Raw genomic sequence first — 13,368 nt, 5'->3', positions numbered from 1 at the left:
GGAGGTCACTGCCTACTTTTTCTCCTCATTTTTGTGGCCGTGGCCTTTGTTTAGGGTAGTGGGTGAGATCTGTTCGATTTGCGTGCGGATCTGCTGTTCGTTGCGGCCGTCGCGGCGCGCGAGGATCGCGATGAGGCCGATGAGGAACGTGATTAGCCCGGCGGTGAAGATGGTGCCGCTGAAACCCGTGTATTGCAGGTGGTGGGACACGTTTGCGCCGAACGCGTTCCATGATTCCAGCCACGATTGTGCGCGTTGCAGGTAGTTACTGGTAAGGGAAGGCACGGCGAGGGGGAGGAGACCTCCGGCCATCATGATGACACCACCGATGAGTGCGCCCAGTGACGAGCGGATGCACAGGCAGGCGAGCACGATGACCACTATGCCACCGCCGGCAAATTCGATGAGGGCCGCGGGGTTAATGTGGCCGCTGTCCATCGCGTTGCCGGGCGCTAGGGTAAAGCGGGCTGCGGCGTCAGACAGGAGGTACCACGCGAGTGGTAAGCCGATTAGATACAGGAAGAATGAGAGCACGCGTGCTCCCACGCGCGATGGCAGTTCGGGAACCACGGAAGCTTCGTCAAACAGGGAGTATTCCGCTTCTTCTTCAGGGAAGCGGCGGGGGTGCCACGCGGTGGTGCCGGGAGTGTCTTGCGGTTCCGGTTCCGGGTCTACTTTGAGTAGGGACTGGCGGCGCACTTTGGTGGACTCCAGGTCGTCCTCTTCGTCCTCCCCGTCTACGGCGAGTTCTTCGTTGTCCTCTGCAGACCCTGTATCTGGGGCTTGCATTTGCGTATCCGCGTTCGCGTCTGACTGCGTTGCCGCTGACTCCTCTGCATGCGTGTTTTGCGCGTCGGTTTCTACGTCTGCGCGCAGGTCTTGGGTGGCGGGTTCATCCAGGTCTAGTTCGTGCGGGTCTTGGGAGTAGACGAGGGGCCGGGGTTCCTCAGGTTCTTCGGGTTCAACTTCGGGAGGTTCCTCGTCTGCGAGCCGCCGCGCCAAGACATCTTGAGGGATACCACCCCCGGTTGCGGGCAGTGTTTCGTCCGTTTGGAGGTTGGAGTGTGGAATGGAGGTGCTGGTATGTTCAGCAGCGGTGCCAACCGGGTTGGTGTCCTCCGTGTGAGCCTGTGAAGCTGGCATAGGGGATTGTGATGCCGGTGAGGAGGTGCGTGTGGGAGCGTCATCGTCTGCTGACGGGGTGATCAGATCTGAATGCGTGTCTGTCTGATCGGTGTCGTTGGGGGCTAGTCCCCACGTGGGGGCATCATCGTGTTCAGGGTGTTTAGCGTTCGGATCACTCATAGGAACCTCCTCAATATATGATTCCACGCTAGTGGCATGTGCGGTGATTGTCGTTTTGGCGCGCCCGCACAACACACTTTGACCTCATGTTATCCACTGGTTTGTGGGTTGTGGGCAAGGGCGATGGCGTGTGTGGTGGTGGCTAGGAGCACACCAATGGTGGCGCACACGGGCATCGTCATTTGCCAGGCAATTATGGCACTGTTACTCGGGGTGGCGGTCACGTCCGTTAGGGTCGTCACGGTTGGCACCACGATTAACCCGGGGATGAGGAAGAAAATCCACGCGGCTGCCTGCACGGCCCCAACCGAAATGTTCGCCAGGAGGGCTAATACCATTGCGCCCAGGCAGGTGAGGACGATCAGTGCAACTTCACCGCTGGTGCGGGCCGGTAGTAGCGACGCGTCCCCAAGGCGGATGGCGTCCACATTGCGGGGTGCGAGGACGTAGAGCATGCCGACAATGGCTCCGGACAGGACAAACGCGCAGGTGAACGCGAGCCAGGCGGGGATTCGCGGGTTGGGTTGAGGAGCGCGGGTAGTCATGTACTTGGTCATGAGCGTTACCCCCACGCAGATGCTGCACGCGTATAAAGGCAGTTGGGTCCAGCGCGTTAGTGCCTGAGTGCACGAGCTGGCACCCAGTAGTCCTTGGGCGGCATAGATGAGGGTGAGGGCCGCGGACCAGATCGTTAGTACCCCCATGCCGGCGTTAGACCACCGCACAGTGTGCGCGATGAGGAGCAGTAGGATAGCGCTGCCCAGTACCCCTAGCTGACCGGTGGGGGACGCTAAGGGAGTGCCGCCCGCGCCGGCGTTTAGCAGCCGCCCCACGGAGGTAAAGAGTAGTAGGAACGCAGCGGGGGCCAGAACAAAACTAAGCGTAACGATGATCGCTGGGCGCACGGGTTCGGTGGGGTTGAACAGGAACCTGGGTTCCCCCCATTGCGTGGCGCTAGTTTTGCTCATGTGTTCAGCTTATGCCAAGCTTTCGAGCCTAGGAAACCTCCGGCTGGTCTTCACTGGACTGCGGCGCCTGTGGAAACTATCTGTCCACACCCACGCGGTTCCTCAAGCACCTAAAACCCCTATCTCAAAAACTTGCGGCGGGTGGTTGAGTGGACGCATGAACGTGGTTGTAGAAGTTGGGGCGCCCAAACGAGAACAGGTGGAAGCGCTGGTAACACTTGCGGGTGAACGCGTAGTTGAACGCGCGCAGGCGAGTGAGCCATACACGCTCATAACTGATGGTAAAGAACCACATGCTGCTACTTTCGAGGCAGGTGCAGCTCTTGCACCTTCAGCCGAGGCGTGTGCAACTCCTGTACTTTCAGCACAGAAAGGCGCAACGTCAGCACCTTCAGCTGAGCCCGCGGGTCCGCAACGGATTATCCGCCTGGGTGTGGACGTGCAACTCCCCGGGGAGGAAGAACAGTTTCTGACATTGTTAACGCGTCAGTACGGGGCGGGGAACCGGCACCCACTGGTGGTGGTGGGTGCGCACGGGCGGGCGGGAACCACTCGGGTTGCTACCGATTCGGCGTACTTGACGGGGCCGCTGGCGATAGTGGACTGCAGTGATGATCCGGGTTTCGTCGCGCGGGTAGGGCGGGTGGGTAAGGAAATTGAGTATGTTGCGAGTCGCGAAATCGAATTCGATTCTCCCCCTCTACCGGGCAGAATACGGAACCGGCGGATCGCGGTGGTGGGCACGCAATCGCAAGCACCGCCGCAACTAACTGATGCTGGTTTTGCTCGGTGGGCACGGGGTGTGGCTGCTGCGATGCCACTGGTGATTGACGCGGGCGCGTTACGACCCGAGCTTTTGCGGGCACTGCCTGCCTTAGATCCATTGATTTGCCTGGTTTCGCGCGATCTGACGCGGACCCGCAGCGCACTGGAACGGTTAGCTGGGCACCGCGTGCACGCCGTGTTAGGTCCGTGGAAAGTACGGCGCGTGGGCCGAAAACACGGAGCACTAACCGCAGCGGTTACGCGTTCCACCCCAATGTATCGACGTTATGTAGTGCAGGAGACTACTGATGGGAATCCGTGAAGTTAGACAAGCGTTAGCGCGCCGCAAGAGCGCAAGTAGTAGGCGTGCGCTTGTGTCAGCTGGTGGGGCTGATAAACAAATAGTGGGCTTAGCCGGCAAAGCTGACGGGTACGAGGCAGATGTAACCTGCGCGGCCGGTGCGGTAGATGAGGGGATGGCTCGGCTGGCCTCCACCCGTCAACTCTTGCAAGAACTTGCGCAGGTGAATGCGAGCCTTGCGGGTCCAGACCCGTTCTTGCTGCGGTTGCTAGCTGAACCGGCGGTCACGGACGTGCTCGTTAACCCCGCGGGAGTGTGGGTGGAACGCGGCGGCAAGTTAGAGCCAGCTGGGCAGCTTCCGCGCGCTACGGATGTGCGGGCACTGGCCGTGCGGATGGCTGCGGCTGCAGGGGTTCGTTTAGATGACGCTGCTCCAATCGCCGATGGGACGCTGCCGGACGGAACGCGGCTGCACGCGGTCTTGTCACCACCGGCGCAGGGTGGGCCGGTGATTTCTCTGCGCACCAAACGCCCTCGCAGTTTCACTATGCGCGAGCTGATTGCAAACAACACGGTGGATCCCCTCACCGCTCAAACCATTGAGCAGCTGGTTAAAGCCCGTGCTTGCGTTATCCTCACGGGAGCTACCGGCAGTGGGAAAACCACGTTACTATCCGCAATCCTCAGCCTGGTGCCCGACGATCAACGCATCATCTGTATCGAAGACGTCCCGGAGTTAGCTCCCCACCACCCGCACGTGGTTAGTTTGACTTCTCGGAACGCAAATGTGCAGGGACAGGGCGCGATTTCATTAACAGAACTGGTCCGCGCGGCATTGCGTATGCGTCCGGACCGGATCGTTCTGGGTGAGTGCCGCGGCGCGGAGATCCGCGAAGTAATGGCAGCGTTAAACACGGGGCATGAGGGTGGCTGGGTTACGCTTCACGCCAACGATCCCGCGGATGTGCCGGCGCGCCTCGCGGCCCTGGGGGCTCTCGCCGGGATGACGGAGGACGCGGTGTACAGGCAGGCAGTTGCCGCTTTTGACGCGGTGATACACGTGGAAAGAACTCCGGAGGGGCGCAAAGTCGCACAGGTGTCCGTGTTCGAACCACACTTGCCGTTACAGGCCGTCCCAGCACTCACAATGGGGCGAAAAGATGAGGCGTGGCAGCAGTTGAAACGGATTTTGACATGATGCTCGTGCTCAGTCTCGCCCTAACCTCACTAGTGAGCGTGAGTATCGTTTCTCTCGAGGTTATGCGGGCGCGGCGCTTCCGCTCCTACTGGTGGGATCGACCCAAGGAGAGCGTGAAACCGCAGAGCGTCGATGACCCAGCGGTTCTGCTTGCCCACGTGGTTTCGCGCTTGAAATGCGGCCTGTCAACCTCAGACGCCTGGGCGGGAGCGCTCGCGGGCACGCAGACGGAAGTGCGTGTGGGAGCTTGGGGAAACAGTGCGCAATCGGGGACGCAGCGAAAGAATGTACCAACTGAGGGCGGGGCCGAAATTAGTGTCGCGGCGAGTGTAGACGACCTGGGCGTACCTGAGCTAGTGCGTAACCACACGGCGTTCGCACCCTACCGCAGTTCCATCGTGGCGGCGTGCCAGTTAAGCCACGATTTAGGTACCCCGTTGGCACAGACCCTTGAAGTGGTACTTGAGGGTATTGAAGACGCGAAAGTGGCAGATCGGGCGCGACGCGTGGCTCAGGCAGGTCCGCGGTTGAGTGCGCGGCTCCTCCTGTGGCTCCCCGCGCTGGGGTTGGTAGCCGCCTGGTTACTGGGCGCAGACTTGCCTGGCATACTCTTCGACGGCGCCGCAGGTTCCCTCGCGTTAGCACTGGGAATCGTGCTGTGGATCGCCGGGCACCGGTGGACGCACAAAATGGTACGAGCCGCAGAGCAGACCAACTCTGAGGGCGTGGACCCGGTGATAGAAATCAACTTGCTGGCGTCGGCGCTGCGGGTCGGCTCATCCATCCCCCACGCATTGGACACAGTTGCGCACGCATGCGCGGATCCGCCTCTTAGCCACATGGGGACGCTACTGCGGTTAGGAGCTCCCCGCACGCAGATGCCAACGCCTCATGAGTATCACGCAAAAATCTGCGACGCCCTGTGGCCCGCCTGGTCCGCTGGTGCATCCCCAATGCAACTCTTAACTCTGGCGGCCCAGGCGATACGAAAAAACCGGTTGACGCAAACACAAGAGCAAGCCCAGCAGCTGGGAGTGAAACTCGTGCTTCCCCTAGGCCTGTGTCTTTTGCCCGCTTTCGTGTGTATAGGGGTAGTGCCTATCGTGATCATGCTGTTCACAGCCGTGTAAGCACCGCCTTTGCACCCATTTTGTCGCAGTAGGCGTAAGAGCGTCCCATAGCTGTCCTATAGTTTTGGCAAAAACCGCTGCAATCAGTTTGAGGCACGCTTACAAACTGCCTGTGGACAAGAGTTATACACCACCTCAAGAGTGCACGTCGGAGAAAACCGCGCGGACCGACTGTTTGGAAACTCGAAACAATAAAACCATCTCGATAAGCACACGAAACTGGTGAACATATCGGGATTACCAGGCACACACGCAAGAACACACAAAACAGAAAGGTAAAACTATGCGTATTAACAAGCAAACAACCGAGCAGAAAGATGCTGCATTAGTGCCGATTGCGCATCACTTGGATGATGACGAAGCGGGGATGGTAACCGCGGAATACGCCGTGGGGATTATTGCGGCGGTCGCCTTCGCGGGGCTCCTGCTGGCGGTCGTTAAATCCGGGAGCGTGCAGGGTCTGCTCGAGGGCATCATTTCGAAGGCACTTAATGTCTAACGTCTACTCAGACAGGGGAGAGCAGGGGATGGTGAGTGCCGAAACCGCAGTCACCATTCCCGCTGTCCTCGCCGTATTAGTACTAGTATTAGGCGCCGCCACAGTCGGATTAGCTAAAGCTGATGCCTGTCAAGTTGCGCGCACCGCGGCGCGGGAAGCCTCGATCGGGCAAACCACTGGCGCTGCCGCGCAAATGGGACGCGGATCCGTCTCCCGCCCCACTTCCGTAACAATCGCTCAACAAGGAGATACGTACGTGGCGACAGTCACCGCATCTCACGCGTTCGCGGCAGTCATGCCCGCGCGCTGCGAAGTCGTTTCCTCCAAAGAGGACCCGGAACCGTGAGCAGCAGAACTGAGGTACTCGGAACCATGCGCAACAGAACTGAGACACCCGGAACCATGTGCAGCAGAACTGAGGCACCCGGAACCATGCGCAACAGAGACATGCGCGACAAAACTAAGGAGCAAGAAGCTGGGTCGGGGACGGTCTACGCGCTCGCGGTAATCCTCGTGGTCCTCATAATAGGAGGGCTGGTGGTTGCGACCGCCATGATGTACGCGGTGAAAACGAAAGCACGCGCAGGAATAGACATGGCGGCGCTCGCGGCGGCCGACGCCATGCTCAGTGGGCGCGGTGACGAGTGTGCGCGTGGGCAAACTATCGCCAGCCGAAACCAAATCGCACTTACGAAATGTGTCAGTGACGGAAATGACGTGTGGTTAACCGGGGCGCGGACCTTTGAGGTACTCGGCCAAACAGTCCCCATAACAGTGCGGGCAAAAGCCGGTTTACCAGCGCAAACAGGCTTTCAGTAGAGTAGGGGCACCCGGTGTGTGCACACCTTTAAATCACCGCGAGGAGCCAGTGATGATAAATTCTTTTCAGACGCAGTGCCATAAGACATTTGCGTCCATGGGGATTCCATCCTGGAAGGGAGAGCTGGGGTGGAATCCTCACCTAATTCCCCGGCAAAACCCACCGCGCACCAGTCGCACCGCGACGGGGCACAAAACCGCGTGTGCAAAACGACTCGCACAAAAACAAAACACGCGCATTCACTCGGGGCAGTGCTGCACTAAGAAACGCAACAGAGCTAACGCCCCCGGTTTAGATAGTGGCTCATTACCGTTACCGCACTTAGGGGATTGGATGCAGCGCGGACAACCGGCCTCACATTCACACGTGGCGACCACATCCAGCGTCGCTTCAACCCACTGGCGGGCATGCAACCAACCGTGGTTAGCGAACCCAGCGCCACCCGGGTAACCATCGTGAACAAAAACAGTGGGCGCATGCGTCTGCTCATGCTCCGCAGTTGACAAACCCCCTAAATCCCACCGGTCACACGTAGCTAACAACGGCAAAATCCCGATCGACGCATGCTCAGCAGCATGCAGCGCCCCAGGTAAATCCCGGTCCGCAACCCCCGCCGCGCGCACAGCCTCAGAATCAATCTCCCACCAAACCGCCACTGTCCGCAGCGTATCCGAAGGTAGTGCCAACGCAGTATTAGTCACAAACTGCAACCCCGGCAGGCGCAGCGTGTCAAAATCAGTTACCTGGCTCGTAACCTCAACATCACCAACACACCAACGAACCGACCCGTCCGCACTCACCCAACTGTCTGTCTCACTCAAAATCTCCACGCTCTGATGCACAGTCGGACGCGTCCGCAACCGGGTAGTCACCGCATTCACCAACGCTACCCGGCCCCCACCAGTACCCGCAGACGAACCAGACGCCCCCGGGGTGGCCGGCACTCGGGTGAGCTCACTAACCTGATACGTCCGCCCCTGATGCACATAAATCGCCCCCGGATGCACCTGCGAATGCGCCTGATCTGCATTCACAGTGCCAATTACCGACCCCGTGGACTCATCCACAACCTGCACCTCCCCAGCAGACCCGCGGATGTCCGTCAAATCCGACGGCCGCATCGGCAACGCAACATTCCAAAACCAACCCGCCGGACGGCGCCGCAAATACCCATGAGCCGCTAACTCCTCAAAATACGACACGTCCGGCAGACCAAACAGCTGCGCATCAGCCGGTGTTAACGCCAACTCGGCCGCAGCCGCACACAAATGCGGGCCAAGCACAAACGGGTTAGCGGGATCAAACGTAGACGCCTCCACCTGCTCCAACAGCATCTGCGGGTGGTGAACCAAAAAAGAATCCAGGGGATTATCGGACGCAATCAACACGGAAACCCCCGCGTCACCGGAGCGGCCCGCACGCCCCACCTGCTGCCACATGGACGCGCGGGTCCCAGGCCAGCCAGCGGTGATGGTCGCATCCAACCCAGAGATATCAATCCCTAACTCAAGCGCATTCGTCGTCGCCAAGGCCCGCAGGGAACCGGTGCGTAAAGACTGTTCGAGTTCCCTGCGTTCCTCAGGCAAAAAACCACCCCGGTAAGCCGCCACCTGGAACCCACACCCGCGGGCCGCTAACTGCTCTCCCGCCTGTGCCGCCAACGTTTCCGCCGCCCCGCGCGAACGTACAAAAGCCAGCAGGCGTACACCCCGCTCCACCAGGGCACTCACCAGAACAGCGGCTTCAGATGTGGCGGAACGGCGTTGGAACTCACCGCGCATAACGCCCGTGCCGTCTTGCGCCGCGGCAACGGCACGCAGGTACTCTTCAATCGGAACTTCATCCAGCATCTGCTGCGCGCCCTGCCACAAAACTAAATCGTGCGAACCAGCGGGGGAAGTGTCCTCATCCACGCAGGTAATCTGATCGGAAGAAACCCCAATTAAACGCGCCGCCGCATATGCTGGCTCCGCGACGGTGGCGGACAGGAAAACGACCACCGGTTGCGCACCTAAATGGCGGGCAAGTCGTAGTAGTCGGCGCAGAACCATCGCGATATGCGACCCCAGAACACCTCGCCAGTAATGCATTTCGTCCACCACAATGTAACGCAACCGGGCGAGCAAACGCGTCCACCGTTCATGGCCGGGCAGTAGCACGTGGTGCAGGTAATCGGGGTTTGTTAACACGATGTCCGCTTGGGCTCGTGCCCAGTCTTTCGCCTCCGCAGCCGTATCCCCATCCGCAAGCCCAATGCGGGCCGCCAGCTGGTTACCGGCAAGCGCGTGCAAAGAATGCATCTGGTCGGCCGCGAGCGCTTTCGTAGGCGCTAAGTACAGGGCCGATGGGCGGGCGTGCAGTGCGGATAGGCGCGTGGAATCCCCCTGTTCGACCGCGCTCAGAATCGGTGCCCACGCAACCAGTGATTTACCAGATCCCGTGCCGGTTGCGACCACGGTGTGGCGGCCGTTCCACACGGCGTCCATGCCCTTTACTTGGTGGGCCCACGGTTTCGCGATACCGCGGGTTTCGTACCGGTTGCGTACCTTTGGGTGCACCCACGCGGGCCACGGCTGCGCCTGCCCGTCGCGTTGAGGAACGTGAATCGCGGTGATCAGACGGTCAGAACCGTCCGCGATGCGGGTGAGTACCTGAAGTATGTCATCGCGTCCGGGCCGCTGTTCAGCAGCAGCCATGTTCCGGGCCTTCGATTTCGCAAGATCCCATCCACCCGTGGCTTTGTGCTCGGTCTTTTTTGAACACCCACCACACCGTGTTGCGGACGAAGTCGATGGCTTCGTAGGTTTGTGACATGCCGACCACCAGGTGGGTTTGCAGTTGCGAGTTAGTCATGTTTGCGCCCACGTCCGCCACGTAGTTCGCCACTACTTTGACACCGTTTTCGTTGGGGCACGTGTAGACGGTTGGGAAGAATTCTTTACGGTTCCACGCGTCTGCGCTGGTGAAGATCGCGGGTTCGTATTTTTCTGCGGGCGCGAGTTGGGTGTGCCACACCAGGCGCATTGACATGAAGTTGGTGGCGGGGCACAGGGAGATTGCGAATGAGGAACCGTTCAACTCGACGCATCCGATGTTGGGTCCGATTAGGGTAAATAGGCCTCCGAGGTCTTCGGCGGCGTGGCTTATGCGCGCGAGGGTTACGGGCGTGCGAGTTTGTTCCGTGACTACCTGCGGGTTGGTCCGCCCCTGTGCGTGTGAGTTCCGTTGTTCGACCCGATCCCGCGTGCGGGGGTTGGATTGTTCTACCCGATCCCGCGTACGGGGGTTGGATTGTTCTACCCGCAAGTTCGGCACCGGGTAGATGCGCGCGCCCATGGAAACTTCACCTATTCCCGCGTTCATCACGCTGGCGTCCGGTTCCGTTCCGATCGTTTCCGCCCCGCCCGGCTCCGTTCCAACGGTTCCTCTTTGGAGCGGGCCAGTTTGTCCCAGAACCTGGTTGACTTCCCCTCCACTCGGGTGGGTTTCGTTCCATTTTCCTGAGGGGGTGTCTGTCCCAAAAGTAGTTACCGTCGGTGCGTGGGTTCCCGTTCCGGCATTGGCGGTGGGGTCTTCGAGCTTGTTCCCCAGTTCGCGGCTCACATTGGCGAAGAAGGCGACCATGAGCGGCATGTTGCGCTCGAGCGTGTGAATAATGTGCGTGCCGGTGGAGCCATCGGTAATCAGTGAGTTCGCTTCTGCGCATAACTGGTACTGGTAGTGGTCCACGTGCTCCAAGTACGCTTTTGGGATCGGGTGCATGCGGTTGCAATTACGCACCTGTTGGGCGAGTGCCTCAAAACTAGTAAAATCTTGCGCTATCCCACGCCAGCGCCCGCGGATCTGTAGTACGGAAGGGGCGGCGATACGGATGGTGATTACTGCGTCGGAGGTTTCGAACACGAACCCGTCTTCGTGGGGTTTGAAAGGCAGGTCGATTACACTGCTGTTTAGAAACTCTTGGAGTTGGTGGAGGTTCAGATGGGGTTTATTTACCATCGTCACTCCTTTCCAAGAGAATTTCGGTCGTTCGAATAATGTCGTTACTAGTTTAGCGTTACAACTAAGGGGAGGCTTCCTCCCTTCTTCAGGCTAGAATAGTTGCTTGCGTTATGCGCGTTGAAGGGGTTTTAGGAGGATCTGGTTAATGACAATGGCACAAATAATGCGCTCTAGGGCGCAAGGCCGGCGGAACCTACGCGTGGCGTCGTTTGTGCTGATGCTAGTCCTACTTGTGGCTTTAACGATGTTCGCGGTGCGCAGCCAGTTGGGGCAGACCCTGGATCAGGTGGCGCTAGATACGGTTGCGGCAACGGGCGCGCGGTTTCAATGGGTGTCGGCCATTATGCAACGGTCCGTGTCACCTATCACAATTGGGGTTGGCACCGTTCTGGTGATGCTCGTGGCAGTAGTGGTGCGCCGCCCTGCGCTTGCACTGCGCCTGGGGGTGCTGGTGGTGGGCGCGAACGTCACCACCCAGGTTCTGAAAACGTGGGTTATCGCCCGCCCGTTCTTACATATTGGGGTGGATTTACCGAACTCATTTCCCTCAGGCCACATGACTGTTTCACTGTCTTTATCACTTGCCCTCGTAATCGCGTGCAAGCAGCGGATTAGGTCTCTAGTTGCTTTAATCGCCGCCCTGGTGAACGCCCTGGTTGCAATCGCGATCATGGGGGTGGGGTGGCATCGGCCCGCAGATATTGTTGGCGCAGTAATTGTGGTGGCCTTGTGGGCGCTGGTGCTGGTACCTCAAGAAGAAGCGACGCTGCAACGCGACCCTACGGGAACGGCGATGCTCACCGCTTCGGGGGCATTAATGATTGTGCTGCTGGGCCTATTGACGTTGGCGAACAGTTTGTACTGGCCAGTAGTGAACGCGGTTGAGGGCGGCCAATGGGTGGAAGAGGCGGTGAAGGCCCATCATTGGCCCGCAGTTGCGCTGAGTGTGGAACTGATTGCCTTCGCCCTAAGCAGCGTGGTTTTTCTGCCTGCGTTCATCACTTATTTGCAAAGCGGACGCGTAAATGCGCCGCGGAATACGGGTAGTAAACCGCGGCGCACCAACGCTAAATCCCAGCGCTCCAGCCGGTAGAACAACGCACTGACACGAGGGCGCGGCGCCCCGGTGGGGCGAGCCGAGTTTTACCGTTCCTGTGTGGACTCGGTTGAGTTTTACCGCTCCTGGGTGGACTCGGTTGCGCTCTTCCAGATGTTGATCCCAGAGTCCGTGGCATGCTGATCAATCTGTTTGATTTCTTCGTCTGAGAACTCGAGGTTCTCGAGCGCGCCCAGGGAGTTAGCTAACTGTTTCACAGAAGAGGCTCCCACGAGTGCGGAGTCGACGTGAACACCGCCGCGTTCACGCAGCACCCAGGCGAGCGCCATTTGGGCGAGTGACTGACCGCGTTCTTTCGCGATGTCGTTGAGCGCGCGAATGTGTTTCAAGTTCGCGTCCGACAGCCAGTCGGGGTCGAGTGATTTCCCTGCTGCTGCGCGGGAATCCTCAGGAATACCATCTAGGTACCGGTCGGTGAGCATGCCTTGCGCAAGTGGGGAGAACGTGATGGCACCCATGTTTTCTTGCGCGAGGGTTTCTAGTAGCTCATCGGTTTCAATCCACCGGTTCAGCATGGAGTAGGACGGCTGGTGGATCACCAGGGGCGTGCCCAGGTCACGCATGATCGCTTGGGCTCGTTTCGTGTCCGCCGCGGAGTAAGAGGAGATCCCAACGTACATGGCTTTCCCACTCGTCACCGCGGTATGGAGGGCAAGCATGGTTTCCTCCAGGTCCGTGTCCGCGTCGGGGCGGTGGGAGTAGAAGATGTCCACGTAGTCTAGGCCCATGCGGTCGAGGGACTGGTTCAGGCTTTCGAGTAGGTATTTGCGTGAGCCCCCGAATCCGTAGGGTCCGGGTTGCATGTCCCACCCGGCTTTTGTGGAGATCACGATTTCGTCGCGGTAGTGCGCGAGGTCTTCGTGGAAAATGCGGCCGAAGTTCTTTTCTGCAGAGCCGCGTGGGGGCCCGTAGTTGTTCGCCAGGTCGAAGTGGGTGACGCCGTGGTCGAATGCGTAGTGGACGATGTCGCGTTGAGTTTGGAGGGGTTTGTCGTCACCGAAGTTATGCCAGAACCCAAGTGAAATGGCGGGGAGTTTCAGCCCGGTTGTGCCGAGGCGGCGGTAGGGCATTTTATCGTACCTATCGTCAGAAGCTTTGTAGAGATCGGCACTTTCTGTTAGTGGAATCATGGAGTCCTCCCTTATTTTGTCGACATCTTAACTTCTTATTCTTTTTACTATTTTATAAGAATGTGGGTGGCGAATAACGCCTGTTCCCTTATAGTTTAATGTGTTGAGGCGATAGCCTGGCATCGGTAGCATG

At 59.2% G+C, this 13,368-nt stretch carries 12 protein-coding genes; 7 read left to right on the top strand and 5 right to left on the bottom strand.

Going from position 1 to position 13,368, the window contains the following annotated elements:
- Positions 1 to 12: 12 nt before the first annotated feature.
- A complete protein-coding gene (locus QS713_RS00915; protein ID WP_313271692.1) occupies positions 13 to 1,305 on the bottom strand; it encodes a transporter permease in 1,293 nt (430 codons plus the stop codon).
- An 89-nt stretch (positions 1,306 to 1,394) separates the two neighbouring features.
- Entirely contained in the window at positions 1,395 to 2,273 is an 879-nt protein-coding gene (locus QS713_RS00910; protein ID WP_313271690.1) for a hypothetical protein, read from the bottom strand.
- Positions 2,274 to 2,430: 157 nt separating this feature from the next.
- Here QS713_RS00910 and QS713_RS00905 point away from each other — a divergent pair, with 157 nt between their 5' ends.
- The 6 genes from QS713_RS00905 (at position 2,431) to QS713_RS00880 (ending at position 6,985) form a co-directional block, all read left to right on the top strand.
- Complete coding sequence (locus QS713_RS00905) at positions 2,431 to 3,360, top strand: hypothetical protein (protein ID WP_313271688.1); 930 nt, start codon at positions 2,431 to 2,433, stop codon at positions 3,358 to 3,360.
- Positions 3,347 to 4,537, top strand: a complete 1,191-nt coding sequence (locus tag QS713_RS00900; protein WP_313271686.1) for a TadA family conjugal transfer-associated ATPase — start codon at positions 3,347 to 3,349, stop codon at positions 4,535 to 4,537. Before QS713_RS00905 ends, QS713_RS00900 begins: the two co-directional genes overlap by 14 nt.
- The gene (locus tag QS713_RS00895; RefSeq protein WP_313271684.1) at positions 4,507 to 5,667 is read left to right on the top strand and encodes a type II secretion system F family protein; all 1,161 of its coding nucleotides are present in this window, start codon (positions 4,507 to 4,509) and stop codon (positions 5,665 to 5,667) included. Before QS713_RS00900 ends, QS713_RS00895 begins: the two co-directional genes overlap by 31 nt.
- A 283-nt stretch (positions 5,668 to 5,950) precedes the next feature.
- Entirely contained in the window at positions 5,951 to 6,166 is a 216-nt protein-coding gene (locus QS713_RS00890; RefSeq protein ID WP_313271682.1) for a DUF4244 domain-containing protein, read from the top strand.
- The gene (locus QS713_RS00885) at positions 6,159 to 6,512 is read left to right on the top strand and encodes a hypothetical protein (protein ID WP_313271680.1); all 354 of its coding nucleotides are present in this window, start codon (positions 6,159 to 6,161) and stop codon (positions 6,510 to 6,512) included. Before QS713_RS00890 ends, QS713_RS00885 begins: the two co-directional genes overlap by 8 nt.
- Before the next feature lie 101 nt (positions 6,513 to 6,613).
- Positions 6,614 to 6,985: an Rv3654c family TadE-like protein gene (locus QS713_RS00880; RefSeq protein ID WP_313271678.1), complete on the top strand. Its 372-nt coding sequence runs from the start codon at positions 6,614 to 6,616 to the stop codon at positions 6,983 to 6,985.
- 240 nt (positions 6,986 to 7,225) lie between these two features.
- Here the strand turns inward: QS713_RS00880 and QS713_RS00875 are convergent, their stop codons facing one another.
- Together QS713_RS00875 and QS713_RS00870 are read right to left on the bottom strand one after the other, a co-directional pair.
- Positions 7,226 to 9,682: a DNA 3'-5' helicase SftH gene (locus tag QS713_RS00875; protein WP_313271676.1), complete on the bottom strand. Its 2,457-nt coding sequence runs from the start codon at positions 9,680 to 9,682 to the stop codon at positions 7,226 to 7,228.
- Positions 9,669 to 10,985 (bottom strand): hypothetical protein, encoded by a 1,317-nt coding sequence (locus QS713_RS00870; protein WP_313271674.1) that lies wholly within the window; start codon positions 10,983 to 10,985, stop codon positions 9,669 to 9,671. The genes QS713_RS00875 and QS713_RS00870 overlap by 14 nt, the downstream gene beginning before the upstream one ends.
- 148 nt (positions 10,986 to 11,133) lie before the next feature.
- Here QS713_RS00870 and QS713_RS00865 point away from each other — a divergent pair, with 148 nt between their 5' ends.
- Complete coding sequence (locus tag QS713_RS00865) at positions 11,134 to 12,081, top strand: phosphatase PAP2 family protein (protein WP_313271672.1); 948 nt, start codon at positions 11,134 to 11,136, stop codon at positions 12,079 to 12,081.
- A gap of 80 nt (positions 12,082 to 12,161) precedes the next feature.
- Here the strand turns inward: QS713_RS00865 and mgrA are convergent, their stop codons facing one another.
- Positions 12,162 to 13,235, bottom strand: coding sequence for an L-glyceraldehyde 3-phosphate reductase (gene mgrA / locus QS713_RS00860; RefSeq protein WP_313271670.1), 1,074 nt, complete (start codon positions 13,233 to 13,235; stop codon positions 12,162 to 12,164).
- Positions 13,236 to 13,368 lie beyond the last annotated feature (133 nt).

Source organism: Gleimia hominis (assembly GCF_032085515.1).
Lineage (GTDB): Bacteria > Actinomycetota > Actinomycetes > Actinomycetales > Actinomycetaceae > Gleimia > Gleimia hominis.
The sequence above is the reverse complement of the archived record's forward strand: the minus strand, read 5'-3'. Positions and strand labels throughout refer to the sequence as shown.

Excerpts from the sequence above, each read along its gene's own strand:
- QS713_RS00915 (WP_313271692.1), bottom strand. The coding sequence starts at position 1,305 with ATGAGTGATCCGAACGCTAAACACCCTGAACACGATGATGCCCCCACG.
- QS713_RS00910 (WP_313271690.1), bottom strand. The coding sequence starts at position 2,273 with ATGAGCAAAACTAGCGCCACGCAATGGGGGGAACCCAGGTTCCTGTTC.
- QS713_RS00905 (WP_313271688.1), top strand. The coding sequence starts at position 2,431 with ATGAACGTGGTTGTAGAAGTTGGGGCGCCCAAACGAGAACAGGTGGAA.
- QS713_RS00900 (WP_313271686.1), top strand. The coding sequence starts at position 3,347 with ATGGGAATCCGTGAAGTTAGACAAGCGTTAGCGCGCCGCAAGAGCGCA.
- QS713_RS00890 (WP_313271682.1), top strand. The coding sequence starts at position 5,951 with ATGCGTATTAACAAGCAAACAACCGAGCAGAAAGATGCTGCATTAGTG.
- QS713_RS00885 (WP_313271680.1), top strand. The coding sequence starts at position 6,159 with ATGTCTAACGTCTACTCAGACAGGGGAGAGCAGGGGATGGTGAGTGCC.
- QS713_RS00880 (WP_313271678.1), top strand. The coding sequence starts at position 6,614 with ATGCGCGACAAAACTAAGGAGCAAGAAGCTGGGTCGGGGACGGTCTAC.
- QS713_RS00875 (WP_313271676.1), bottom strand. The coding sequence starts at position 9,682 with ATGGCTGCTGCTGAACAGCGGCCCGGACGCGATGACATACTTCAGGTA.
- QS713_RS00870 (WP_313271674.1), bottom strand. The coding sequence starts at position 10,985 with ATGGTAAATAAACCCCATCTGAACCTCCACCAACTCCAAGAGTTTCTA.
- QS713_RS00865 (WP_313271672.1), top strand. The coding sequence starts at position 11,134 with ATGACAATGGCACAAATAATGCGCTCTAGGGCGCAAGGCCGGCGGAAC.
- mgrA (WP_313271670.1), bottom strand. The coding sequence starts at position 13,235 with ATGATTCCACTAACAGAAAGTGCCGATCTCTACAAAGCTTCTGACGAT.